We start from the raw sequence: 26,198 nt of genomic DNA on the forward strand, positions 1-26,198 counted from the left end.
GCGGGAGGCGGGGCTTCGGCGCCGCCTCCCGTTATTGAGGCTTCTGGGAGGAAGGGTCATGCGAAAGGCTGCGCTCGCGATACTGCTGATGCTGGGAACGGCGGCGGCCGCCGATCCCGTGCCTCCTCGGGTCCTGATCGCCAGCGATTCGACCGCGGCGAACTATGCATCGAGCCAGTTCCCGCAGATGGGCTGGGGCATGTTCCTGGGCTGCTCGCTCGATCCGGACATCGCGGTGGTCAACAAGGGGCGGGGCGGCCGCAGCACCCGCACCTTCCTGTCCGAAGGCCTGTGGTCCGCCCTGCTCGCCGAGGTGCGCCCCGGCGACACCGTGCTGATCCAGTTCGGCCACAATGACGAGGACCTGACGAAGCTCTATCGTCACACCGACGCGAATGGCGAGTATCGGGCCAATCTGGAGCGCTTCGTGCGCGACGTACGGGCGCGGCAGGGCGATCCGGTACTGGTGACCCCCGTCGCCAGGCACGCGTTCCGCGACGGCCATATCCGCGCGACGCACGGCGATTATGCCAAGGCGGTGATCGCCGCCGCCCGCGCCACCGGTACGCCGCTGGTCGATCTCGACGCCGATAGCCGCGCCTTCTTCGACCGGCAGGGCGAAGCGACATCGGCGCGCTATTTCATGATCTACACTCCCGCCGACCACATCGCGCGGTTCCCCGAGGGCCATACCGACACCACCCATCTCAACGAGCTCGGCGCGCGGGCGACGGCGCGCATCGTCGCCAATGCGCTCGCCAGGCTGAAGCTGCCGGTATCGCGCCGTGCCCGTCCTGCCGATCCCGGGGCGGCCGTCGCACGCGGCAACGCCTCGTGCAGCTAGGCGGTGCTTATGGTGAGATCGCGGACCCGGAGATGACTCTTGGTGGTGCGCAACCCGAAATGCCCGTGCGTGTAGGGCCGGGTGTCATCGAGCGCGAACAGCGTCCTGCCGTCGCACTCGACGGCGATGTGGGTGCCGTCGGCGATCAGGCGCAGGCGAATCCAGCGATTGGGCTCGAGCAGCGCGCCCCGGTCGGAACGATCGTGCCGCGGCAGGATCGGCCGGTCGCCGACGCGGCCGACATAGCGGCGCAGGCGCGTGGTGGTGTTCCGATTGCCGCCGATGCCGACGTAATAGGTGCGCAGCGTGTCATATTCGGCAAAGGTGCCGCTGCGCGGCCGGGCAAGCACCGATCCGTCGGGCGCGGCGGGGTCGCACGCCATCCAGAAGGCGTTGACGTCGCTCACCGCATCGTTGGGACCGCCCTCGGCGACCGCCAGCACCTGATAGTCGATCGTCACCGGCGTGCGCAGCTCCGGCCGGAACCACAGGGTGATGCCCGCCGGCGTATCGATGTCGAGGATGCCGCTGGCGGCATGCACCCGTGCCGGCCGCTCGGCCTCGATCGCCCATCGGCCGAGGCCGCTGCGAAAATCGTCCCGCAGGAACCGCTGTCGCGCCCTCGCGCCGCCGATCGTCGGCACGGCGACGAGGGCACCGATCACCATGCGCCGGGAGAAGGCTGTCATACTCGCATCTTACTTGCACAATATGGAATATAAAAGCATATTGTGGGATGATGGCGCGTCAACCCGCCGTCCAGACATCCTTAGAGGGAAGGCGATGCGTGTCAGGGGGCGACGGCACAATCGAGCGGCGCGATGCTGACGCCCGTGCTGTCGCGGCGGGAGGTGAGCGGCACGCTCGCGGCGGGGCTGGCCGCCCTGCCCTTCGCCGCGCGCGCGGCGCAGCGGTTTGACGTCCGCGACTTCGGCGCGCGGGGGGACGGCGCCACGCTCGACACCGACGCCGTCAACCGCGCGATCGACGCCGCTGCGCGCGCCGGCGGCGGTACGGTGACGTTCGGCGCGGGGCGCTATCTCTGCTTCTCGATCCGCCTGCGGAGCCGCGTCACGCTGCTGCTCGATCCCGGCACGGTGATCGAAGGCGCCGACCCGGCGGTCCACCCCGGCCGCTACGACGATCCCGAGCGGGGCTCGGACGGCCTCTACCAGGATTTCGGCCACAGCCATTGGCGCAACAGCCTGATCTGGGGCGACGGCGTCGAGGACGTCGCGATCGTCGGACCGGGGATGATCCACGGCAAGGGGCTCACCCGCAACGGCCCCGGCGCCCGCTGGACCCGCGGCGCGGGCGAGCGGCCGAACTCGATGGCGGGCATGTCCGCCGCCGAGATCGCCCGGCTGGAACCGGCGTTCGAGGCGATGCGCGGGCTCGGCAACAAGGCGATCGCGCTCAGGAACGCCCGCAACGTCCGGCTTTCCGGCTTCACGGTGCTGCTCGGCGGGCATTTCGCCGTTCTCGCCACCGGCGTCGAGAAGCTGACGATCGATCGCCTGACGATCGACACCCAGCGCGACGGGATCGACCTCGACTGCGTGCGGGACGCTACCGTCTCCAGCTGCCGCATCAACACGCCCAACGACGACGCGATCGTGCTGAAGAGCAGCTTCGCGCTCGGCCGGATCGTGCCGACCGAGCATGTCGTCGTGCGCGACTGCACCGTGTCGGGCTATGACGTCGGCACCATGATCGACGGCACGCACGGACGCGCCACGTTGCTCGCGCCCGACCGCGACGGCCCGACCGGGCGCATCAAGCTCGGCACGGAGAGCAACGGCGGCTATCGCCACATCCTGATCGAGCGCTGCCGGTTCGAGCGGTCGCGCGGGCTGGCGCTGGAGACGGTCGACGGCGGGGCGATGGAGGATGTGACGGCACGAAACCTCGTCATGAGCGAAGTCACGACCGCGCCGATCTTCCTACGGCTCGGCGACCGCCGGCGCGGCCCCCTTGGCACGGGAGTCGGATCGACCCGCGGCATCGTCATCGCGGACGTCGATGCGGTCATGGCCGAGCACCGCTATCCGGCGATCATCGCCGGGCTGCCGGGACATCCGGTGCGCGACGTCGCACTCCGGAACATCCGCCTCGCCTTCCCCGGCGGCGGCACCGCCGCGGACGCCGTGCTCCGGCCGGCCGAGCAGGCGGAAGCCTATCCCGAGCCGAGCATGTTCGGCCCGCTGCCCGCCTGGGGGCTGTGGATGCGCCATGCCGAGGGCATCGCGATCGACCGGCTGACGATGGAGACGACCGGCCCGGACGCGCGGCCCGCGATCGTGACCCAGGACGTAGCGCGCATCGCCGTCACCGATACGCCGCTCTGGTCCAGCGCCGTCCACCTCCCGTCCGGGCCAGCCTGAGGAACACGCCATGACGATCCACGCCTTCCGTATGCAGCTCAAGCCCGGCACGGTCGACGAATACCGCCGCCGCCACGACGAGATCTGGCCCGAACTCGCCGAGCTGCTGCGCGAATCCGGCATCTACGACTATTCGATCTTCCTCGACGAACGGACGCTCGCGCTGTTCGCGGTGCTGAGGCTCACCGACGACAACCGCCGCGACGCCCTGCCCGACCATCCGGTGATGCGCCGGTGGTGGGACTATATGGCGCCGCTGATGGAAGTCGAACCCGACAACCGCCCGGTCGAATGGCCGCTGGTGCCGATGTTCCACTTGGATTGACCGCGGCCTCGCCCGCGACCCGCATAGCTTCAGGAGTGAAAGAGAGTTTATGGCAGCCTTGACCCATTCGATCCCGCGATCCCAGGTGATCGATGCGATCGACCGGCTGATCGGCAATCTCGTCAACCTGCACGACGAGACCGGCGAGTTCCTGCTCCGCCTCGACGACGGCCGCGTCATCGACACCAAGGGCTGGAACGACTGGGAATGGACCCATGGCGTCGGGCTGTTCGGCCTCTACCGCTATTGGGAGCAGACCGGGAGCGACCGCGCGCTGGACGTGATGCTCGACTGGTTCCGCGACCGCTTCGCCGCGGGCACGCCGACCAAGAACATCAACACCATGGCCCCGTTCCTGACGCTCGCCAACCTCTACGAGCATACCGGCGACCAGACCTACCTCCCCTATCTCGACGCCTGGGCCGAATGGCTGATGGCCCCCGACGGCCTGCCCAAGACCGAGGAGGGCGGCTTCCAGCACATCGTCTTCAACGACGAGAACCCGGGGGAGTTGTGGGACGACACGCTGATGATGTCGGTGCTGCCGCTCGCCCGCATCGGTCTGCTGCTGGGGCGGCCGCATTATGTCGAGGAGGCGAAGCGGCAGTTCCTCGTCCACGTCAAATATCTCGCCGACCGCAGGACCGGCCTGTGGTACCACGGCTGGACCTTCGACGGCCGCCACAATTTCGCCGAGGCGCTGTGGGCGCGCGGCAATTGCTGGGTGACGATCGCCATCCCCGAGATCATCGAGATGCTCGATCTGCCGGAGGGCGACGCCTTCCGCACCTTCCTGGTCGACGCGCTGACGGCGCAGGTGAGGACGCTGGCCGAGCACCAGCACGAAAGCGGGCTGTGGCACACGCTGATCACCGATCCGACCAGCTATCTCGAAGCATCCGCGACCGCCGGCTTCGCTTATGGCATCCTGAAGGCGGTGAGGAGGCGCTACATCTCCGCCGACTATGAGGCGGTGGGGATCAGGGCGATTGAGGGCGTGCTCGCCAACATCGACGACACGGGCGAGCTCAGGCAGGTGAGCTTCGGCACCGCGATGGGCGACACGCTCCAGTTCTACAAGGACATCCCGCTCACCTCGATGCCTTACGGCCAGAGCCTGGCGATCTGCGCGCTCGCGGAATTCCTCCGCACCTACATCTGACGACGGGACGGGAGAGGATCATGGCGCAGCCGCAGGCACAACCGTCCCCCGACGCGGCGCGCCCCGTCCGGTTCATCACCTATCTGGCCTATGGCTCGAACGACTTCCTCGGCGCAGGTTCGATGGCGGTCATCTCGGGGTGGGTGCTGATCTTCTACACCACTGTCTGCGGCCTCAGCGCGGGCGAGGCGGCGACGATCTTCGCGGTGGCGCGCATCCTCGACGCGATCACCTCGCCGCTCATCGGCCATATCTCGGATCATTTCGGCGGCACCTGGCTCGGCAGGAGGTTCGGGCGACGGCGCTTCTTCATCCTCGCGGCGATCCCGCTGATGCCGGCGTTCGCGCTGATGTGGCTGCCGGGGCAGAGCTTCCTCTACTATCTCGTCACCTACGTCCTGTTCGAGATGGTCTACGCGATGGAGATCATCCCGTACGAGACGCTCGCCGCCGAGATGTCGAACGATTACAAGGTGAAGGCGAAGTTCGCCGGCGCGCGCATCCTGCTCGGGCAATGCTCGGCGATCCTGGCGGGGTTCCTGCCGCTGTGGATCATCAACTACCTCGGCCGCGAGAGCCCGAACACCTTCTTCTACATGGGGCTGATCTTCACCGCGCTGTTCATGGCTACGGCGACGATGCTCTATCTGTTCAGCTGGGAACGGCAGCGGCCGGCGGCAATGGACGCGGCGAAGCCCTCGGCCGGCGGCGTAGGGCAGTCGCTGCAGGGGCTCTATCGCAACCTCCTGTCGACGATGCGCATCCGCGCCTTCCGCCTGCATCTCGGCATGTATCTCGGCGGGTACATCAGCCAGGACATCTTCAACGCGGCCTTCACCTTCTTCGTGATCTTCGCACTGGCCGGCTCGACCGCGCTCACCTCCGGCCTGCTGGGGCCGCTCTACATCGTCCAGCTCGTCGCGGTGATGCTGGCGATCAACGTCGCGCTGAGGGCCGCGCCCGGCCTCGCCTACCGCCTCGCCGCGCTGAGCTTCGGCGTCGGGGTGCTGCTGCTGATCGGCTGCTGGTGGGCCGGGATCACTGCGCAGAGCTGGCTGCTGTGGGTGCCGATCGTGTTCGCCGGGCTCGGCCGCGGCGCGCTCAACTACATCCCCTGGGCGACCTACAACTACATGGCCGACGTCGACGAGATCGTCACCGGCCAGCGCCGCGAGGGCAGCTTCGCCGGGGTGATGACCTTCGTGCGCAAGGCGACGCAGGCGGCGGCGGTCGCCGGCGTCGGCATCATCATGGAACTGGGCGGCTTCCAGTCCAAGGCGGCGGTGCAGACGCCGGAAGCGGTCCGGACCATCGCCTGGGTGCTGGGAGTCGGCACGCTTGCGGTGCTCGCGCTCGGCATCCTCGTCTCGCTGCGCTTCCGCCTCGATCCGAAGACCCATGCGGTGTTGATGCGCGAGATCGAGCGTCTGCGCGCCGGCGCCACCGCGCCCGAGAGCGCGGAAAGCCGGGCGGTGGTCGAGGACCTGTCGGGCTGGCGCTACGAGCAGCTCTGGGGCCGCAACCCTGTCGCGAGGACGGGGCGATGAGCTCCACCGGCATCGACCGACGGACTCTGCTCGCAGGAGGCACCGCGCTCGGCGTTGCCTCGGTTGCGGGAGACCGATCGAGGCTCCCGTCCGGCTTCGCGCGTTTCGCGATCTGGCCCGGGCCGGCGCCCGGCGGCGAGAAGGTGACGGTGGTGGAGGAGGAACGCCTCCGAACGCCGGACAGTCCGCAGGACGACACCGCCTTCACCCATCTCACCCGCCCGAGCCTCACCCTGTTGAGGCCCGCGCGGCCCAATGGCGCGGCGCTGCTGCTGGTGCCTGGCGGCGGCTACCGGCGCGTCGCGATCGGCCATGAAGGCTATGCCATCGCCCGGCGCTTCGCCGCGGCGGGCTACAGCTGCTTCGTGCTGCTCTACCGCCTGCCCGGCGACGGCTGGGCGGCCGGTCCCGACGCGCCGCTGCAGGACGCGCAGCGCGCGATGCGGCTGATCCGCTCGCGCGCGGCGCGGGACGGATTCGACGGCGGGCGGATCGGCGTGCTCGGCTTCTCGGCTGGCGGCCACCTCGCCGCGCGTCTCGCCACGCAGCCGGATCTCGCCACCTATGCCGCGGTCGACACCGCCGATGCGCTGCCGGCACGGCCGAAGGTCGCCGGCCTGCTCTATCCGGTCGTATCGATGGCGGACGGGCTCGCGCACATGGGTTCGCGCACCGAGCTGCTCGGTCCCCACCCAAGCGAGCAGCGGATCGCCGCCTATTCGGCCGATCGGCTGGTGACCGGCGCGATGGCGCCGACTTTCCTCGCCCATGCCGTCGACGACGTGACGGTGCCGGTCGGGAACAGCCTCGCGCTGTTCTCCGCGCTGCAGGCGCAAAAGGTGCCGCGGGAGCTGCACCTGTTCGAGACCGGCGGGCACGGCTTCGGCCTGCATTTGCCGGACGGCACCCCTACGCCCTGGCCCGAGCTGTTCGTCGCCTGGGCCCGGCGGCACGGCATGAGCTGAGCGGAATCGGACGCAGCCGGCTGGCATATCTCCAGAATAATTCACATACTGAGGTGCATTGCGATACGCTAAGACCCAAATCACAAGGCCGCAGCGACCCCAGGAGATGAAGTCCATGCAAGACGAGACGCTCGAAAAGAGCGCCCCCGCCGCGAAGGGCGCGCAGACCCTGATGCGCGCGCTCGATATCCTCGACGAGATCATCGAGGGTCCGGCCAAGGTCACCGATCTCGCGCAGAAGCTGAGCCTCAGCCGCGCCACCACCTATCGCCTGGCGCAGGCGCTGCGCTCGCGCGATTATCTGGCGCCGACGCGGGACGGCTACTCGCTCGGGCCGAAGCTCCTCCAGCTCGGCTCGCTGGCGCTAGAGCAGACCGATTTCCTGCGGATCGCGCGGACCCACATGGAGCGGCTTTCGGAGCAGACCGGCTTCTGCGTGTTCATCGGCAAGCGCGAGGGCGACTGGTCGCGCCATCTCGACCGTGTCACCGGCCGCCAGCGGCTCAGGGTCTCCACCGCGCCCGGCGACCGGCGCTTCATCACCGAAACGGGTCTCGGCAAGGCGCTGCTGCTCGACGAGGACACTGCGTCGCTGACACGGCTCTTCCATGAGGGCAAGCCGAATGCCGGCGAGGCTCAGCTGAACGCCTTCCTGTCCGCGATGGAGGTCCACGCCAAGCGTCAGCTCGTGATGCACGAGAGCGAGCTGGACGATGGCGTCCGCTCGGTGGCGTCGCCCGTGCGCAATACGAAGGGACAGATCATCCTGGCGATCAGCATCGCCAGCGCCGCGCACTATCTGACCGACGAGGTCACCGCCGCAATCGCGGGGCCGGTGCGGTCGACCGCGATCGATCTCAGCGCCGCCTTCGGATATCCGCGTCCGGAATAATCCGGATCGGCATTCCGCCGCGCAGCCCACCGGCAACTCACGCCGCCAACTTCTTGCGATCGAGCAATCGATCGATCGGCTGGCGCCGCCACCCGGCGGTGCTGGCCGTGGAAATGGGCTGTCCGTCGACCTCCGGACCAGTCTAGTTGCAGACCAATTGTCATGACCACACCTAGAAATTGGCATATACTAATCCTTGCCTGCGCCGCGGCACGCTGTTAGGCCAACAGCAATTATCGATCGTGGGTGGAGGATATGAGGGCGGCCTGGTTGGGCATAGCGGCATGTCTCGCGGCGCTCCCGGCGGCCGCTCGCGACCGGCTGGTGCGTGATCGTCAGGGCTATGCCGAGGCTGTCGCGGCGCTGCGCCCCGGCGATCGCCTCCTGCTCGCCGACGGCGAGTGGCGTGATTTCGCCATCCGCTTCTCGGCCGCCGGCACGCCCGATCAGCCGATCACCCTTGCCGCGCAGCATCCCGGCAAGGTCGTGCTCGCCGGCCGTTCCAGCCTCAGCGTCGCGGGGCGGCACCTCGTCGTCTCCGGGCTGGTGTTCCGCGACGGCCACGCGCCCGGTAAAGCGGTGATCGAGCTTCGCGACGGCAAGCGCTGGGCGGAGCATGTGCGGCTTACCGGAATCGTGATCGACCGCTTCAATCCGCCCGGCCGCGACCGCGCCGACCATTGGGTGTCGCTGTTCGGCAGCGACAACCGCGTCGACCACAGCCACTTCGTCGGCAAGACCAATGCCGGTGCGATGATGGTGGTGGTGCGCGAGGCGGGATGGCCGCTCGCCAATCGTCACCGCATCGACCACAATTATTTCGGTCTGCGCCCGCCGCTCGGCCGCAACGGCGGCGAAACGATCCGCATCGGCACCAGCGCCGAATCGCAGAGCGACTCCGGGACGATCGTCGAGAACAATTATTTCGAGCGCTGCGACGGCGAGGCCGAGATCGTCTCGGTCAAGTCGGGCGGCAATATCGTCCGCCGCAACATGTTCGTCGCATCGCAGGGCGCGGTCGTCCTCCGCCACGGCCACGGCAACCTTGTCGAGCGCAACATCTTCCTCGGCCGCGGGGTCAAAAGGACCGGCGGCGTGCGCATCATCAATGCCCGCCAGACCGTGCGCGGCAATTATATGGAGAGGCTCGCCGGCACCGACTTCACCAGCGCGATCGCGGTGATGAACGGCGTGCCCACCTCGCCGCTCAACCGCTATGCGCCGGTGACCGACGCGCTGATCGCCAACAACAGCGTGATCGAGGCGGCGCGGATCACGCTGGCGATGGGCGCGGACCGCGAGCGCACCGTGGCGCCGCGATCGACGCGTTTCGTCGCCAACCTGATCGTCAACCGGGGCGACGATCCCTTCCGCACGGAAGGCGCGATCGACGGCATCCGCTTCGAGGATAGCGTCCAGCAGGCGGGCCGGCGGGGACCGCTCGAGCTCGACATCGCCCAACGACCCGTCCGTCTCGAGCGCGCGGCCAACGGGCTGCTGTACCCCGCCGACCCGGCATTGACCGCGATCGGCGCACCGCGCGACCTCGCGCCGTTCGATCGCGAGGCGGTGGGGGTGGACTGGTATCCGAAACCGGCGACGACCGAGACGACAAGGGAGGAGAGTTGATGCGCATGATGAGGCCGGCGATCGCGTTGGCGCTGCTGGCGACGGCGGCGCCGGGGACGGCGATATCCGCAACGGTAGGTCAGGCCGATACGGCAGCCGCTCCGGTGCTGCTCGATCCGCGGGGCATGGCCGCGATGGCCGGAGAAGGCGCACGCTATCCGCTGTTCGCCGCCGAGCTGCGCCGCGTCCGCGCCGAGGTCGATGCCGCGATGCGCCGGCCGATCGACGTGCCCGTTCCGAAGGACCCCGGCGGCGGCTTCACCCATGAGCAGCACAAGCGCAACTACATGCTGATCTACGGCGCCGGGCTGCTCTACCGCGTCACCGGCGAGCGCGCCTATGCCGACTACGCCCGCACCATGCTGCTCGCCTATGCCAAGCTCTATCCCACGCTCGGCAAGCATCCCGCCGCCTCCAACGAGGAATATGGCAAGCTGTTCTGGCAGAGCCTCAACGACAGCGTCTGGGTGGTCTATGCCGTGCAGGGCTACGACGCCATCCGCGACACGCTGACGCCGGCCGACCGCGGGGCGATCGACGACCGGGTCTTCCGCCCGATGGCGAGATTCCTGTCGGAGGAGCAGGTCCGCGTCTTCGACCTGATCCACAACCACGCGACCTGGTCGTGCGCGGCGGTCGGCATGGTCGGCTATGTGCTGCGCGACCACGCCCTGGTCGACAAGGCGCTGAAGGGCAGCGACCTCAGCGGCAAGACCGGTTTCCTGCGCCAGGTCGACCTGCTGTTCTCGCCCGACGGCTATTACACCGAGGGTCCCTATTACCAGCGCTACGCCCTCCTGCCTTTCGTGCTGTTCGCGCGGGTGATCTCGGAGAACGACCCGAGCCTCAAAATCTTCCAGTACCGCGACGGCGTGCTGGTGAAGGCGATCACCACCGCGATCCAGCTCACCCAGGACGGCTATTTCTTCCCGATCAACGACGCGATGCCCGACAAGAGCCTCAAAACCGACGAGCTCTATCAGGCGGTCGCGATCGGCTATGGCGTCACGCAGGACCCGGCCTTGCTGTCGATTGCCGAGTGGCAGGGACGGACGGTGCTGAGCCCCGACGGCCTCACGGTGGCGCGCGACGTCGCCGCGGGCAAGGCCAAGCCCTTCCCCTTCGCGTCGGCGCTGTTCCGCGACGGACCGGACGGCAGCCAGGGCGGGCTGGCGGTGATGCGCGCGGGCGCCTCCGACAAGGGCCAGACGCTGCTCGCCAAGAACAGCGCGATGGGCATGGGCCACGGCCATTTCGACAAGCTCAATTGGCTCCTCTACGACAACGGCCATCCGATCGTCGTCGACTATGGCGCGGCGCGCTTCCTCAACGTCGAGAGCAAGAGCGGCGGCCGCTACCTCAAGGAGAACGAGAGCTGGGCGAAGCAGAGCGTCGCCCACAACACGCTGGTGGTGAACGAGACCAGCCAGTTCGGCGGCAAGTGGAAGGTCGGCCAGACATTGGCACCCAGGCAGGTCTTCTTCTCGGGCGACGGCCCGACCAAGGTCAGCACCGCCGAGATGGCAGGCGCCTGGCCGGGCGTCACCTTCCGCCGCACGCTGGTGCAGCTTCCCGTCGCCGGCATGGCGAGCCCGCTCGTCGTCGACCTGATGAGCGTGAAGGGCGACGGCCAGGCCACCTACGACCTGCCGCTCCACTACAACGGGCACATCACCGACGTCGGCTTCCCGATCCGCTCCAACGTCGCGGAGCGGCCGGTGCTCGGCAGGCAGGCCGGCTATCAGCACATCTGGGTCGACGCGACCGGAACGCTGCCCGCGGGCGGCGGAGCGCTCACCTGGATGACGGACGACCGCTTCTACACCTATCGGATGCTGCCGCCCGCCGGCGCGCAGGTGATCCTGGTCGAGAGCGGCGCCAACGATCCCAACTTCAACCTGCGCCGCGAACCGCTGCTGATCGAGCGCGTGACCGGCAAGGACGTGCAATTCGTCAACCTGCTCGAGCCGCACGGCATCTACGATCCCTCGGCCGAGACCACGGTCGGCAGCAGCAGCCGGATCGCGGCGCTCCGCCATGCCGGGGGCGATGACGGCGACCTGATCGCGATCGACCTGGTCGGCGGCGGCACGATCACGCTCGCCATCGCCGACTCCGCCGATCCCGCCGCGACGCACCGCGCGACGATCGACGGCCGGACGGTCGAGTGGAAGGGGCATTTCGCCCGCTTCGACGGCGCCGCCAAGTGACCCGCCCGATCCGGGGCCTGCGCTGGTTCGTGATCGGCCTGATCGCGCTGGCGACCGTCATCAACTACATCGACCGCAACGCGCTGGCGGTGATGTGGCCGGCGGTGTCGAAGGACATCGGCGCCGACAAGGCCGATTACGCGCTGCTCGTGACCGCGTTCATGATCGCCTATGCGGTCGGCCAGTCGCTGTTCGGGCGGCTGCTCGACGTGATCGGCACGCGACTGGGATTCGTCGTCTCGATCTTCGTCTGGTCCGCCTCGATCGCTGCGCACGCGCTGGTCCGCTCGATCGGCGCGCTGGCGATGCTGCGCGTGACGCTCGGCGTCAGCGAAGCGGGGACCTGGCCCGGCGCGGCCAAGGCCAACGCGCTCTGGTTCCCCCAGCGCGAGCGGGCGCTGGCGCAAGGCATCTTCAACTCCGGCGCGGCGATCGGCGCGATCGTCGCGGCGCCGCTGGTCGCCTGGCTCTACTCGCTGTTCGGATGGCAGGCGACCTTCCTCGTCGTCGGCCTGCTCGGCTTCGCCTGGCTGCTGCCGTGGCTATGGCTCTATCGCGGCGACCCCGATGCGCATCCCTGGCTGAGCGACGCCGAGCGCGCGCACATCGCCGGTGACGCACCCCGCGAGGCAAGCGAGGATGCGGGCGCGCCGGGCATCCTCGGCCTTCTCCGTTTCAAGCAGAGCTGGGCGATCATCCTGTCGCGCTTCTTCCTCGATCCGGTGTGGTGGCTGTTCGTCTCCTGGCTGCCGATCTACCTGTCCGAGACCTTCCATTTCAACGTGCAGCAGATCGGCCTGTTCGGCTGGGTGCCGTTCGTCGGCGCGATGCTGGGGAGCCTCGGCGGCGGCTGGCTGTCGGGAGCGCTGATCCGGCGTGGCTGGCCGGTGCTGCGCGCGCGGCTGGTCGCGATCACGCTCGGCGGCGCGATCATGCTGCCGGCGCTGCTGCTGACGATGACGGCGGCGAGCCCGCTCTACGCGGTGCTGCTGATCGCGGTGATCCTGTTCGGCTTCCAGATCGCGATCAACAACATCCAGACGCTGCCGAGCGATTACTTCGCCGGCGGCGCGGTCGGCACGCTCGCCGGGATCGGCGGCACCGCCGCGGTCGCGGGGACGCTCATCACCACCTGGCTGGTGCCGGTCATGACCAAGCAGGGCTATGCGCCGATCTTCGCGCTGGGCGCGGCGATCGTGCCGCTCGGCGTGCTCGCGGTGTGGCTGCTCGGGCGCAGCCGCCCTGCTCCCTCTTCCATCTCACCATCATCGAAAGGGTTCGACGCATGAAGCTCAAGGACAAGGTCGCGATCGTCACCGGCGGCGGGCGGGATATCGGCCGCTCGGTGTCGTTGCGGCTGGCGGCGGAGGGCGCGCGCGTCGTCGTCAACTATCGCAGCGATGAAGCGGCCGCAGCTGCGACGGTGAAGGAGATCGAAGCCGCAGGCGGCGCCGCGCTGCTGGCGCAGGGCGACGTGACAGACGCGGACGCGGTGGCGGCGCTGGTCGATGCGACGACCAAGGCATTCGGCGAGCGCATCGACGTGCTGGTCAACGTCGCCGGCGGCATGGTCGCGCGCAAGACGCTGGCCGAGATGGACGCCGCCTTCTTCGACACGGTGATGGACCTCAACCTGCGCTCGGCCTTCCTGGTGACGAAGGCGGTGCTGCCCCACATGGGCCAGGGCGGCGCGATCGTGAACCTGTCGTCCCTCGCCGGGCGCGACGGCGGCGGGCCGGGTGCGACCATCTACGCCACGGCCAAGGGTGCGCTGATGAGCTTCACCCGCGGCCTCGCCAAGGAGCTCGGGCCGCAAGGCATCCGCGTCAACGCGCTCTGCCCGGGACTGATCGGCACCAGCTTCCACGACATCTTCTCCAAGCCCGAGGGCCGCGCCGCCGTCGCCGGCAACACGCCGCTGCGACGCGAGGGGAACCCCGACGAGGTCGCGGCGGCGGTTGCCTTCCTGGCGTCCGAGGAGGCGTCGTTCCTGACCGGCGTCAACATGGACATCAACGGCGGCCTGTTCTTCTCGTGAGGAGGTTCGGCACGAGGGTGATATTCGGAACAGCGGCGGTGCTGTCGCTGGTCGCAAGCGCCGCCGCGGCACGGACCGGCCCGCGCGAGCGCACCGATGCGCCGCCGATCGGCGCCTACAAGATCATCCTGGTCGGCGACTCCACCATGGCACCGGGCAGCGGCTGGGCGTCGATGTTCTGCGCCGAGCACGTCAAGTCGTCGATCGCCTGCCTCAACCTCGGCCGCGGCGGCCGCTCGACGCGCAGTTATCGCGCCGAAGGATCATGGGATCTCGCCATGAACGAGGTGAAGGTACCCGGCTATCGCAAGACCTGGGTGCTGATCCAGTTCGGCCACAACGACCAGTCGACCAAGCCCGAACGCTGGACCGACATGGCCACCGAATTCCCCGCCAATTTGAGGCGCATGGTCGAGGAGGTGCGCGCGGCCGGCGCCGAGCCGGTGCTGCTGACGCCGCTGTCACGCCGGACATTCCGTGGCGGCAAGCTCGACAACACGCTCGAGCCCTGGGCGGCGGAGGTCCGCAAGGTCGCGGCCGCGCTGCAGGTGCCGCTGGTCGACCTCAACGCCCATAGCGCCGTGCTGGTGCAGAAGCTCGGGCCGGTCGAGGCGGCCAGGCTGGCGATGGCCGAGCCGCAGCCCGAGGAGCTGGCGGCGGCGCAGGCAGGCACCACGCTCGAGCCGCGAGCGGCCGAGCAGGCGCGCCAGCCCGATCCGCCGCACACCGCCACCGGTCCGCGCGGCAGCTACGGGCGCAAGTTCGACTACACCCATGTCGGCGATACCGGTGCGCGCGTCTTCTCCGCGATGGTCGCCGATGATCTCGCGGCCGTGGTTCCGGAGCTGCGCAGCCAGCTCGTGCCCTGACTCGGCGCGCCGCAAGCGCGCCCCTCATTCGACTGAACGGTCCGCAAACTGGTATGGACATTGCCGTCCCATCGGTATTGATAATCGCCTTGACAATTGGTCGGGCAAAAGCGCATCGACAGGAATAAACATAATCGGGAGGATGGATGATGGGTATCGTGCGGCTCGGTAGCGTTTCGTCGAACGCATTTGCGCGGCGGACCCGAATCGCGTTGCTGACCGGCGTCGCCGGTATCACCTTCGGCGTGGCACAGCCGGCGCTCGCGCAGGAGGCGAATCCCGCTCCTTCGACGCAGACGACATCCGGTCAGCCATCCACCGCCCCGACCGAAGAGCAGCAGGAGGACATCGTCGTCCGCGGCATCCGCGAGACCATCCAGACCTCGATCAACGTCAAGCGCACCGAGACCGCGATCGTCGACGCGCTGAGCGCCGAGGACATCGGCGACCTGCCGGCGCTGTCGATCGGCGAGGCGATCCAGACGATCACCGGCGCCACCACCCACCGCGAGAAGGGCGGCGCGACCGAGATCGCGCTGCGCGGCCTCGGCTCGTTCCTCAGCAACACCACCTTCAACGGCCGCGAGGCGACCAACGGCAGCGGCGACCGCTCGGTCAACTTCAACCAGTTCCCGTCCGAGCTGATCAACGGCATCAAGATCTACAAGTCGCAGCAGGCGAACCTGATCGAAGGCGGCGTCGCCGGCACGATCGAGCTCGGTACCTTGCGCCCGCTCGACTATGGCAAGCGGCTGATCCAGGCCGAGGTCAAGGCCAACTACAACCCCTATCAGGACCGCATTACCGGCGCGAGCGCGTGGGGCTGGCGCGGCACCTTGAGCTACGTCGACCAGTTCCACGCAGGCGCGCTCGGCGACATCGGCATCGCGATCGGCGTCCAGCGCAACGACGTCAACAATCCCGAGGAGACGGTGGCGGCGAGCTCGACTTGGCTCGCCTGCGATCCGACGCGTCCCAGCACCGCCAGCTGCAACCAGGTGAGCCGCGAGCAAGCCGCGGCGGGCGCCCCCTTCTACCTCGCGCCCAACTCGCTGACCTTCCGCCAGATCACCGAGGAGGACAAGCGCGATGCCATCATGGGCTCGGTCCAGTGGCAGCCGTCGAGCCGGCTCGATATCAACCTCGACTTCCAATATTCGAAGCGCGACTACACCGAGGACCGCCACGACCTCAACATCTCGGAGGCGACGCGCAACCTCCACAACGTCCAATATGACGACCAGCACCGGCTGCTCTACGCGGAGGGCAATTCATCGGTCGAGGCGAACGGCAACTATCTCACGCGCGACGAGAAATATGTCGGCATCGGCGGCAGCGCGACCTGGCGCGCGACCGACCGGCTGACGCTGAGCAGCGACGTCTCCTGGTCGCGGACCGAGCGCAGCACGATCGAGCGCCAGACGCGCCTGCGCACCGATCCGCTCGACATCGACGGGCAGCGCACGCCGGTCAACAACCAGCGCATCCCCTGGGTCTATGACGCGCGTGGCGGCTTCGCGACCGCGGTCAGCTTCGATCCGCGCTTCGATCCCAACGACTGGTCGCTGTTCAGCGACGATGCGCGCTTCCGCCGCGACGACGAGGAGAAGACCGACGACATCATCGCCGCGCGCTTCGACGCCGGCTACGACCTCGACGGCTTCCTCAGCAAGATCGAGGCGGGGCTGCGTTTCTCGCACCGCCGCTACACCGCCTACGACGACCGTGTCGAGCTGACCCAGGACGACCGCGCCCTCGACCGCGCGGTCAGCCTCGCCTGCCGCCGGCCCTTCCCGCAGCGCGACTATCTGTCGGGCGCGCCGGTCCAGTCGATCACCAGCTGGGCGACCTACGACACGCTCTGCCAGTTCCGGAACTATCTCGGCACCGAGGATCCGGGCCCCAACGACGACCTCCGCTCGGTCACCAACGCCGACGTGCGCGAGAACGTCTGGGCCGGCTATGTCATGGCCTCGTACAAGGGTGCGCTCGGCAGCCTGCCGGTGCGCGGCAACTTCGGCGTGCGCTTCGTCGACACCCGCGTCACCTCGATCGGCCTGCGCGCTGGCCTCGACGTGATCCAGAACCCGGACGGCTCGATCAGTCTCGATGAGAACGGCGACTTCGACACCGTCCGCCTCACCAATCATTATTTCCGTGCGCTGCCGAGCATCAACGCCAACTTCGACCTCGCCCGCGACGTGATCCTGCGCGCGGCGGTCTATCGCGCGATGTCGCGCCCGGCGCCGAGCGATCTCGCCGCCGGCCGCTCGATCACGCTCGAGGACGGCACCGATTTCGACAGTATCGCCGACGCGATCGACAACATCCTTGCGGAGGGCAGCCCCGGCCTCAAGCCGATCATGTCGTGGAACGGCGACCTCGCGCTCGAATGGTATCCGAACAAGGACACGATGCTGGCCGGCACGATCTACTACAAGCGCTTCGCCGGCGGCTTCCTGCCGGTCGCGATCGACGAGGACTTCGAGATCGGCGGCGAGACGGTGACGGTGCCGGTCACCCAGCGGATCAACAGCGACGCGAAGAGCACCGTCTACGGGCTGGAGATCACGCTCGCCAACCGCTTCTCCTGGCTGCCGGCGCCGTTCGACGGGCTTGGCACCAAGATCAGCTACGATCACGCGCTGTCGAACTTCAAGAACTACGACATCCGGCTCGGCGACGTGCTCGATTCGGTGACCGGCACGGTCACGCCCGGCATGATTCCGCCGGCTAACCTCAACGGCTATTCGAGGGACGTGCTGTCGGCGCAGCTCTATTACCAGGTCGGCGGGCTGTCGCTGCAGGCGATCGGCAACTACCGCTCGGGCTATTACCAGGACTTCATCGGCGGCAATTCGCAGCTCCGCTTCGTCCGCGCGGCCGAGACGCTGGACCTCCGGGCCTCGTACAACATCAACCGCAACGTCTCGCTGCGCTTCGAGGCGCTCAACCTGTTCGACGAGCCCAAGGTCACCGACATGCCGGTGCTCGGCAGCAGCCGGCAATATCACTATTACGGTTCGAAATATTTCATCGGCCTGCGCGTTCGCCTGTGAGCGAGGCGCACAATTGGCCTGTCACGCGCTTGATGTTTGATCCGGCACCGGTATGACAATCGCCCACGCATAGGAGGACGACGACAGGCATGGCGGAGCGCCGGCTCTTTCAGGAAATCGCGCAGCGTATCGCGGATTTGGTCGACCGCGGCGAGTTCCCGCCCGGCTCGCGCCTGCCGGGCGAGCGCGAGCTTGCCGAGCGCTTCGGCGTCAGCCGCGTCACCATCCGCGAGGCCGAGATCGCGCTGCAGGCGACCGGCCTCGTCCGCATCAAGACCGGCTCGGGCGTCTACGTCACCGACGCCGCCATGACGCGCACGAGCGAGTTCCCGCCGATCACCGCCTTCGAGCTGACCGAGGCGCGGTCGCTGTTCGAGGCCGAGGCGGCGGCGCTCGCGGCGCCGATCATCACCGACGAGCAGATCGCGCGGCTGGAGCGGCTGCTCGCGGAAATGTCCGAAGACGACGACGAGGACAGCGATCGCGCGACCGACGCCGATCGCGATTTCCACCTGACGATCGCCTCGGCCTCGGACAATCAGGCGATCATCCATGTGATCAGCAGCTTGTGGCGGATGCGCACCGAGATCGCGGAGGTGCGCACCACCTACGCCACCGTCTGCCACCACGACGGACCGACCCGGCACCAGGAGCATGTCGCGATCGTCGAGGCGCTGCGGGCGCGCGACCCGCAGGCCGCCCGCGTGGCGATGCGCCAGCATTTCGGGCGGCTGCTCGAGGCAATGATCGATGCGACCGAACAGCGCGAGCTTCAGGAACTACGCCGCAAGTCCGAGGCCAGCCGCGCCCGTTTCCTGATGAGCGCGCAGCTGTCCTGAGCCGGCGTATTTACGGCTTCTTATCGCCCTGGCGTAGGTCGCAGGGCTTCAGGACAGGCGCCGGAAACCCGCGGAAATCCGTCGAAGGTCACGAAAGTCATAGGTAGAACGGGCCCTGTCCGGATGAGGCCTTCCGAGGTCGGCCCCTTCCCAAAAATCTTGACTAAATTGACTCAGGCTATGTGTTTTGCGGGCCGATGCGCCTGGGACGCGGGATAGGCGCGGCACGGAAAAGAATCGACGGGATCAAAGAGCGACCCTGCGCTTGCGCGGCTCGGACCGGGCGAGCCAAGCAGGCGAAATCCTACATTGCAAGCCGCGCTGCCGTGTACGCAGCTTCGCCCCGACGACGATTACCACTGAAGGCGTGGCGCTGATTCGAGCCTTGCCATCCTCATGCTTGTTGTTTTTATAAGATATATATGCTTTTAATCTTCCTACATAGTATCGGGTGTGGCGATAGGAGTAGCGATGAGCGACGGCAGCAACGAGGGCGGCACGAAGCTCAGGTCCCGCGCCTGGTTCGATAACCCTCACAATCCGGACATGACCGCGCTCTACGTCGAACGTTACCTCAACTACGGCCTCAGCCTCGCCGAGCTCCAGTCGGGCAAGCCGATCATCGGCATCGCCCAGACCGGCAGCGACCTCGCCCCGTGCAACCGCCATCATCTGGTGCTGGCGGAGCGCGTGAAGGAGGGTATCCGCGAGGCGGGCGGCATTCCGCTCGAATTCCCGACCCATCCGATCCAGGAGACCGGCAAGCGTCCCACCGCAGGGATCGACCGCAACCTCGCCTATCTGAGCCTGGTCGAGACGCTCCACGGCTATCCGCTCGACGGGGCGGTGCTGACGATCGGCTGCGACAAGACCACCCCCGCCTGCCTGATGGCCGCCGCGACGATGAACATCCCGGCGATCGCGCTGTCGGTCGGGCCGATGCTCAACGGCTGGTACAAGGGCGAGCGCACCGGATCGGGCACGATCGTGTGGAAGGCGCGCGAGCTGCTCGCGGCCGGCGAGATCGACTACAAGGGCTTCATCGCGCTGGTCGCCTCGTCCGCCCCCTCGACCGGCTATTGCAACACGATGGGCACGGCGACGACGATGAATTCGCTGACCGAGGCGCTCGGCATGTCGCTGCCCGGCTCGGCGGCGATCCCCGCTCCCTATCGCGACCGCCAGCAATGCGCGTGGGAGACCGGGCGGCAGATCGTCGAGATGGTCCATGGCGACCGCAAGCCGTCCGACATCCTGACCCGCGCCGCCTTCCTCAACGCGATCCGGGTGAACTCGGCGATCGGCGGCTCGACCAACGCGCCGATCCATCTCAACGCGATCGCCCGCCACATCGGCGTCGAGCTGACGCTGGCCGACTGGGAGGTGCATGGCGCCGACGTGCCGCTGCTCGTCAACCTCCAGCCGGCGGGTGAGTATCTCGGCGAGGACTATTACCGCGCCGGCGGCGTGCCCGCGGTGATGGGCGAGCTCCTTCGCGCCGGCCTCATCGACGGCACCGCGCTCACCGCCAACGGCCGCACCGTCGCGGACAATGTGGCGGAGGCGCGGATCGAGGACGAGGCGGTGATCCGCCCGCTCGCGGCACCGCTCAAGCCCGCGGCCGGCCTCACCGTGCTGTCGGGCAATCTGTTCGACGGCGCGGTGATGAAGCTGTCGGTGATCTCGGACGAGTTCCGCGCGCGCTACCTGTCCGACCCCGCCGATCCCGAGGCATTCGAGGGCCGCGCCGTCGTGTTCGACGGGCCCGAGGACTATCACGCGCGCATCGACGACCCCGCACTCGGCATCGACGAACGCACCGTCCTGATCATGCGCGGCGCCGGCCCGATCGGCTATCCCGGCGGCGCCGAGGTGGTGAACATGCGCCCGCCCGCCGCCCTCATCCGCGCCGGCATCCATGCCCTGCCCTGCATCGGCGACGGGCGCCAGTCGGGGACGAGCGGCAGCCCGTCGATCCTCAACGCCGCGCCCGAGGCGGCGGTCGGCGGTGGGCTCGCGCTGGTGCGCACCGGCGACCGCATCCGCATCGACCTCAGGCGCCGCCGCGCCGACATGCTGGTCGACGAGACCGAGCTCGCCCGCCGCCGCGAGGAGACGGCGGACGTCGAGGCCCGGCTGATCCCCGAATCGCAGACCCCCTGGCAGGAAATCCATCGCGACCTGATCGGCCAGTTCGACACCGGCGCGGTGATCGAGAGCGCCGTCAAATATCAGCGCATCGCCCAGACCCGCGGCCTGCCCCGCGACAGCCACTGACCAAAGAGGACGAGAGGATGACCGCAATCCGCCCGATGACGACCCGTTTCCTTGCCGCCGCCGCTGCCGCCGCGCTCGCGTTCGGCGCCGCCACGCCCGCCGCCGCGCGCGACCTGTGGACCAAGGCCGAGGCGAAGCGCTGGTACGACGCCCAGCCCTGGCTGCTCGGCGCCAACTATGCCCCGGCGACCGCGATCAACCAGCTCGAGATGTGGCAGGCCGACAGCTTCGATCCCGCGACGATCGACAAGGAGCTCGGCTGGGCCGAGGGCCTCGGCATGACGACGATGCGCGTCTTCCTCCACAATCTACTGTGGGAGAACGATCCGGAGGGGCTCAAGAAGCGCATCGACATTTTCCTGACGATCGCGGCCAAGCACAAGATCAAGCCGATGTTCGTGCTGTTCGACAGCTGCTGGGATCCCAACCCGGTCGCCGGCAAGCAGCATCCGCCGATCCCCGGCGTCCACAATTCGGGCTGGGTGCAGGGCCCGGGCGCGGCGCGGCTCGCGGACACCGCCCAGTACGACAAGCTCGAAGCCTATGTGAAGGACATCGTCGGCAGCTTCGCCAACGACAAGCGCGTGCTCGCCTGGGACGTGTGGAACGAGCCCAACAACGAAGGCGGCGGCAATTACAAGCCGACGCCGAACAAGAAGCAGCTCGTCGCCGGCCTGCTCGGCAAGGTGTTCGACTGGGCGCAGTCGGCCAATCCCAGCCAGCCGCTGACCTCGGGACTGTGGATCGGCGACAGCTGGGACCGCGCCGAGACGCTGGATGCGGTCGAGACGATCCAGATCGCACGGTCCGACGTTCTGACCTTCCACGACTACAACTGGCCGGAGAAGTTCGAGCAGCGGGCGCGCCAGATGCTGAGCTATGGCCGTCCGGTCATCTGCACCGAATATATGGCGCGCGGCGCCGGATCGACCTTCGACGGTTCGCTGCCGATCGCCAAGCGGCTCGACATCGGCATGGTCAACTGGGGCTTCGTCGACGGCAAGACCCAGACGCGGCTGCCGTGGGACAGCTGGAAGAAGCCCTACACCTTCGACGAGCCGACCGTCTGGTTCCACGAGGTGCTGCGCGCCGACGGCACGCCCTATCGTCAGGCCGAAGCCGACATGCTGCGCGCCTACAGCGCGGCGCCCAAGGGCGTGGTGCCGTCGCTGACCCGCAAATAGGCGCGGGATCGGCTCTAGCCTCGAGTTCGATCAGGCTTGCACGCGCGACCTTTTCTAAGCCCCTCCCCTTTAGGGGAGGGGTTGGGGTGGGGCAGCACCGCAAGCAGGTCGCCCGTGGATAGGCCCCACCCCTAACCCCTCCCCTGAAGGGGAGGGGCTTGCACATTCCAGCGATTCAACCCTATCGAAGCCCATGTCTAGCCATAAATAATACTTGTCATATAAATCAGTTTGAGACATGTAGAACCGATAATCGGCCCGAACGGGCCTTGTAGGGAGGAGAGAGTATGATCCGCAAATCCACGTTGCTCGGCGCGTCTTCGGCGGCGGTGCTGCTGTGCGCATGGGCCGCTCCTGCGCTGGCGCAGACCGAGCAGACACCCCCGCCCGCCCCCGCCGAAACCGGCGATCAGGCGGACACGTCCGAGGATATCGTCGTCACCGGCATCCGCGCCAGCCTGGCCCGCGCCGCCGAGATCAAGCGCGATGCGCCGCAGGTGGTCGACTCGATCGTCGCGCAGGACATCGGCAAGTTCCCCGATCCGACCACGGCGGCGGCGCTCCAGCGCGTGCCCGGCGTCCAGGTGACCGTCGGCTCCAACAACGAGATCGTCAATCCGCTGATCCGCGGCCTCGATGACATCCTCACCACGCTCGACGGACGCGAGATCTTCACCGCCGAAAGGCGCGGCTTCGCGTTCCAGGACCTGCCGGCCGAGGCGCTGGCGCGTGCGGACGTCTATAAGTCGAACACCGCCAACCTGATCGAGGGCGGCGTCGCCGGCATGATCGACCTGCGCCTCAACAAGCCGTTCAACTACAACAAACCGACCTTCGCGGTCAGCGGCAAGCTCAACTATGCGTCGAACGCCGAGAAGCTGAGCCCGCAGATCAGCGCCCTCGCCACCGACCGCTGGGACACCGGCATCGGCGAGATCGGCGTGCTGCTCAACGTGTCGTGGTACGACATGAAGTTCAACCGGCCGGTCAACTATGTCGCGGAGCGGCGTTCGGGCGACCATCTGAATGGCGGCGACGGGTACGCGATCCCGATCTCGACAGGCGGCCTGAACGAGTTCGGCAGCTATTCGCGCCCGCAGGCCAACGGGTCGATCCAGTGGCAGGCGACGCCGGAGCTGCAGCTATATGTGGACGGCCTCTATTCCGCCTATCGCGGCAAATTCTCGACGGCCTTCTACGAGTATCAGCTGTTCAATTCCGATAGCGTCTCCGATATCGGCACCGACGACAACTGCTTCACCGCACGGGTGAACGGCGACGGGTTCAACGCCAACTCCGATCAGGTCCTGAACAACGAATACACCGATCAGCAGCTCTGCAACCTGACCTCGGGCCGGTTCCACAACACCAACTCCTTCACCAGCACGCAGGCGAAGAACCACAAGACCGACAGCTATCTCGCGGCGTTCGGCGTGAAGTACGACGCGGACCGGGCGCATCTGGCGCTCGATCTTTCCTATCAGGAATCGATCGTCAACAATGAGACGTTCATCGTCGACACCGGCAAGAAGGTGGATTCGGTGTCGCTCGATCTGACTGGCTCGGATCATTCGCCGGCCGTGACGGCGCCGGGCAATCCGATGATCGATCCGACCGGCTACACCTTCTTCAACGGCCTGTTCCAGGATTATCTGCGCGCGAAGGGCGACCTGTTCGCCGCCAAGCTGGATGGCAGCTACGACGTCGGCGGGATCATCAAGACGATCGAGTTCGGCGGCCGCTATGCCGATCGCGGCGCGCTGTACCAGCAGGTGCAGCTCGGCGTCGGCGCCCCGGGCGGCTCGGGCAACACGCCGGTCACCGCGGCGGGCGTTCCGGACGATTTCTTCGTGCGCGCGCCGGGCATTCCCCAGATCAACGGCGGGGCACCGTTCCTGATCCCCAGCCGTTCCTATCTGCTGTCGGACGAAGGGCAGGCGCTGTTGCGCGACTATTTCGGCGCGCCGGAAGGTCGGCCGCCGTTCGACCCGACACGCCGGTTCGAGGCGAACGAGAAGACCTACGCCGCCTATGCGCAGGTCGGATATGAGATCCCGCTCGGCGGCGCCATCAGCGTCGATGGCAAGATCGGCGTCCGCTATACGCGCTCCGATCGCGACATCACCGGCACAGGCGTCGTCGACGGCGATCCGGTGACGACGACCGCAAGCAAGAGCGATACCGACTGGCTGCCCAATGCCAGCGCGCGCATCCAGTTCGGCGGCGGCCTTCAGGCCCGATTCACCTATGCCAAGACGCTGGCGCGACCGGCGTTCGCATCGCTCAATCCGGGCCTCAACTATATCGTCTCGACCAATCCCAACATCCGCAACAGCGGCTCGGGCGGCAATCCGAACCTGCTGCCGCAGATGTCGGACAGCTTCGACGCCACGCTCGAATATTATTGGTCGTCGGGCTATTTGGCGATCGGCGGCTATTATCGCGACATCAAGAACCGCGTCGTGAACGGCGTTGATGTCGAGACGATCAACGGCATCGAATATAATATCTCCCGGCCGCGCAACGTCGGCCGGGCGAAGCTCAAGGGCATCGAGGTCAGCGCCCAGACCTTCTTCGATTTCCTGCCGGGCGACCTGGCCGGCTTCGGCGCCTTTGGCAACTTCACCTATGCAGACAGCGAGATCGGCGTGGGCGACGACCTGTCGGGCTTCCCGCTCCAGGGCGTGTCGAAATACAACTTCAACCTGGGCCTGCTGTACGACCGCCACGGCATCTCCGGCCGTGTGGTCTACACCTATCGCTCGAAATATTTCGACGAGGACCGCAGCGGCGCGGGCGACGTGCGCCCGGTCGGCACCGACACCTGGCTGAACTACGTCCGCCCCAACGGCCGCCTCGACTTCAGCCTCGGCGTCGACGTGACACCGAATCTCACTCTGACGGTCGAGGGCACCAACGTGCTGCGCTCGCGCTACCAGAGCTACATCAACGACAGCTATTTCATCCGCGATACCCGTACCGACGACAGTATCTACGCGGTCGGCTTCCGGGCGCGCTTCTGATGAGACGGCTCGGCCTGGCGGTGGCGGCAATCCTTGCCGCCACCCCGGCTCATGCGGACAATCCGCAGTTCCAGGGCGCCGATCCGCACGCCGTCATGATCGGCGGCGAGCTCTGGATATTCCCGACCGGCGGCCCCAGCGGAAGCTGGACCGCCGACCGGTTCGGCGCCTGGTCCAGCGGCGATCTCGTCCACTGGAAGAGCCGCGGGGTGCTGATCCGCCGCGACGCGATCGAGTGGATCGACGACGACGGCGCGCCGGAGCATTTCCTGTGGGCGCCCGCCGTCGCGACGCGGAACGGCAAATGGTATCTCTACTATTCGGTGGGTCCGCAGAATCCGACGCCCAGCCGGATCGGGGTCGCCGTCGCCGATCGTCCGGAAGGGCCCTATCGGGACAGCGGCAAGCCGCTGCTGACCGGCGGCAACGGGTTCGAGGCGATCGACCCGATGGTGTTCATCGATCCCAGGACGCGGACGCCCTATCTTTACGCCGGCGGCAGCGCCGGCGCCACGCTCCGGGTGTTCGAGCTCAAGCCCGATATGGTGACGATCGCCCGCGAGGTGCAGGTCGACCAGCCGCCCCAATTCACCGAAGGGGCGTTCATGCACGAGCGGAACGGGCTCTACTATCTCTCCTACAGCCACGGCAAATGGAACGGACCGAGCTACTCGGTCCATTATGCCACCTCGCCGTCGCCGACCGGCCCGTGGACCTATCGCGGACCGATCCTGACCGGCGACGCGAGCCATCAGGGACCCGGCCACCACAGCTTCGTCCGGCGCAACGGCGAGTGGCTGATCGTCTATCACCGTTGGGAACGACCGCCCGGCGAAGGCCCCTATCGGGGCGAGCGCCAGGTCGCGATCGAGCGCGTCCGCTATGCAAGCGACGGATCGATCCTGCCGATCAGGATGACGGACGGAAGGAATTCGCCGCATTGATCGGCCT

The 26,198-nt window shown here is 67.7% G+C and carries 19 protein-coding genes; 18 read left to right on the forward strand and 1 reads right to left on the reverse strand.

Annotated features, from left to right (window positions below; translation table 11 throughout):
• Positions 1 to 58 precede the first annotated feature (58 nt).
• Positions 59 to 844, forward strand: coding sequence for a rhamnogalacturonan acetylesterase (locus ACMGER_RS10895; protein ID WP_436812167.1), 786 nt, complete (start codon positions 59 to 61; stop codon positions 842 to 844).
• Here ACMGER_RS10895 and ACMGER_RS10900 read toward each other — a convergent pair.
• Entirely contained in the window at positions 841 to 1,533 is a 693-nt protein-coding gene (locus tag ACMGER_RS10900) for a DUF6250 domain-containing protein (RefSeq protein WP_436812168.1), read from the reverse strand. The genes ACMGER_RS10895 and ACMGER_RS10900 overlap by 4 nt on opposite strands.
• A gap of 132 nt (positions 1,534 to 1,665) precedes the next feature.
• On the opposite strand from ACMGER_RS10900, the gene ACMGER_RS10905 reads away from it, so the two are divergent.
• From ACMGER_RS10905 to ACMGER_RS10985, 17 genes are all read left to right on the forward strand, one after another.
• The gene (locus ACMGER_RS10905) at positions 1,666 to 3,228 is read left to right on the forward strand and encodes a rhamnogalacturonidase (protein WP_436812169.1); all 1,563 of its coding nucleotides are present in this window, start codon (positions 1,666 to 1,668) and stop codon (positions 3,226 to 3,228) included.
• 10 nt (positions 3,229 to 3,238) lie between these two features.
• Positions 3,239 to 3,553 carry an L-rhamnose mutarotase gene (rhaM, locus tag ACMGER_RS10910; protein WP_436812170.1) on the forward strand — a complete coding sequence of 105 codons (315 nt, stop codon included), beginning with the start codon at positions 3,239 to 3,241 and terminating at the stop codon, positions 3,551 to 3,553.
• Between the two features lie 49 nt (positions 3,554 to 3,602).
• Positions 3,603 to 4,715 carry a beta-galactosidase BglB gene (gene bglB, locus ACMGER_RS10915; protein ID WP_436812171.1) on the forward strand — a complete coding sequence of 371 codons (1,113 nt, stop codon included), beginning with the start codon at positions 3,603 to 3,605 and terminating at the stop codon, positions 4,713 to 4,715.
• Between the two features lie 20 nt (positions 4,716 to 4,735).
• The gene (locus tag ACMGER_RS10920) at positions 4,736 to 6,262 is read left to right on the forward strand and encodes an MFS transporter (protein ID WP_436812172.1); all 1,527 of its coding nucleotides are present in this window, start codon (positions 4,736 to 4,738) and stop codon (positions 6,260 to 6,262) included.
• Positions 6,259 to 7,227 carry an alpha/beta hydrolase gene (locus tag ACMGER_RS10925; protein ID WP_436812173.1) on the forward strand — a complete coding sequence of 323 codons (969 nt, stop codon included), beginning with the start codon at positions 6,259 to 6,261 and terminating at the stop codon, positions 7,225 to 7,227. Before ACMGER_RS10920 ends, ACMGER_RS10925 begins: the two co-directional genes overlap by 4 nt.
• Before the next feature lie 115 nt (positions 7,228 to 7,342).
• Positions 7,343 to 8,119 (forward strand): IclR family transcriptional regulator, encoded by a 777-nt coding sequence (locus tag ACMGER_RS10930; protein ID WP_436812174.1) that lies wholly within the window; start codon positions 7,343 to 7,345, stop codon positions 8,117 to 8,119.
• A gap of 255 nt (positions 8,120 to 8,374) precedes the next feature.
• A complete protein-coding gene (locus ACMGER_RS10935; protein WP_436812175.1) occupies positions 8,375 to 9,748 on the forward strand; it encodes a polysaccharide lyase 6 family protein in 1,374 nt (457 codons plus the stop codon).
• Entirely contained in the window at positions 9,748 to 11,958 is a 2,211-nt protein-coding gene (locus tag ACMGER_RS10940; RefSeq protein WP_436812176.1) for an alginate lyase family protein, read from the forward strand. Before ACMGER_RS10935 ends, ACMGER_RS10940 begins: the two co-directional genes overlap by 1 nt.
• Positions 11,955 to 13,247 (forward strand): MFS transporter, encoded by a 1,293-nt coding sequence (locus ACMGER_RS10945; RefSeq protein ID WP_436812177.1) that lies wholly within the window; start codon positions 11,955 to 11,957, stop codon positions 13,245 to 13,247. The genes ACMGER_RS10940 and ACMGER_RS10945 overlap by 4 nt, the downstream gene beginning before the upstream one ends.
• On the forward strand, positions 13,244 to 13,996 hold the full coding sequence (locus ACMGER_RS10950) for an SDR family NAD(P)-dependent oxidoreductase (RefSeq protein ID WP_436812178.1): 753 nt from the start codon (positions 13,244 to 13,246) through the stop codon (positions 13,994 to 13,996). Before ACMGER_RS10945 ends, ACMGER_RS10950 begins: the two co-directional genes overlap by 4 nt.
• 17 nt (positions 13,997 to 14,013) lie before the next feature.
• Positions 14,014 to 14,865 carry a rhamnogalacturonan acetylesterase gene (locus ACMGER_RS10955; RefSeq protein ID WP_436812179.1) on the forward strand — a complete coding sequence of 284 codons (852 nt, stop codon included), beginning with the start codon at positions 14,014 to 14,016 and terminating at the stop codon, positions 14,863 to 14,865.
• Positions 14,866 to 15,011: 146 nt separating this feature from the next.
• Positions 15,012 to 17,924: a TonB-dependent receptor gene (locus tag ACMGER_RS10960; protein ID WP_436812180.1), complete on the forward strand. Its 2,913-nt coding sequence runs from the start codon at positions 15,012 to 15,014 to the stop codon at positions 17,922 to 17,924.
• 89 nt (positions 17,925 to 18,013) lie between these two features.
• On the forward strand, positions 18,014 to 18,763 hold the full coding sequence (locus tag ACMGER_RS10965; protein ID WP_436812181.1) for a FadR/GntR family transcriptional regulator: 750 nt from the start codon (positions 18,014 to 18,016) through the stop codon (positions 18,761 to 18,763).
• Positions 18,764 to 19,234: 471 nt separating this feature from the next.
• Positions 19,235 to 21,040 (forward strand): IlvD/Edd family dehydratase, encoded by a 1,806-nt coding sequence (locus tag ACMGER_RS10970; protein ID WP_436812182.1) that lies wholly within the window; start codon positions 19,235 to 19,237, stop codon positions 21,038 to 21,040.
• 17 nt (positions 21,041 to 21,057) lie between these two features.
• Positions 21,058 to 22,224, forward strand: a complete 1,167-nt coding sequence (locus tag ACMGER_RS10975; protein ID WP_436812183.1) for an endo-1,4-beta-xylanase — start codon at positions 21,058 to 21,060, stop codon at positions 22,222 to 22,224.
• Between the two features lie 287 nt (positions 22,225 to 22,511).
• On the forward strand, positions 22,512 to 25,247 hold the full coding sequence (locus tag ACMGER_RS10980) for a TonB-dependent receptor (protein WP_436812184.1): 2,736 nt from the start codon (positions 22,512 to 22,514) through the stop codon (positions 25,245 to 25,247).
• On the forward strand, positions 25,247 to 26,191 hold the full coding sequence (locus ACMGER_RS10985) for a family 43 glycosylhydrolase (RefSeq protein ID WP_436812185.1): 945 nt from the start codon (positions 25,247 to 25,249) through the stop codon (positions 26,189 to 26,191). Before ACMGER_RS10980 ends, ACMGER_RS10985 begins: the two co-directional genes overlap by 1 nt.
• The last annotated feature ends 7 nt before the right edge of the window (positions 26,192 to 26,198 follow it).

This window comes from Sphingomonas astragali, from assembly GCF_051400615.1.
Lineage (GTDB): Bacteria > Pseudomonadota > Alphaproteobacteria > Sphingomonadales > Sphingomonadaceae > Sphingomonas.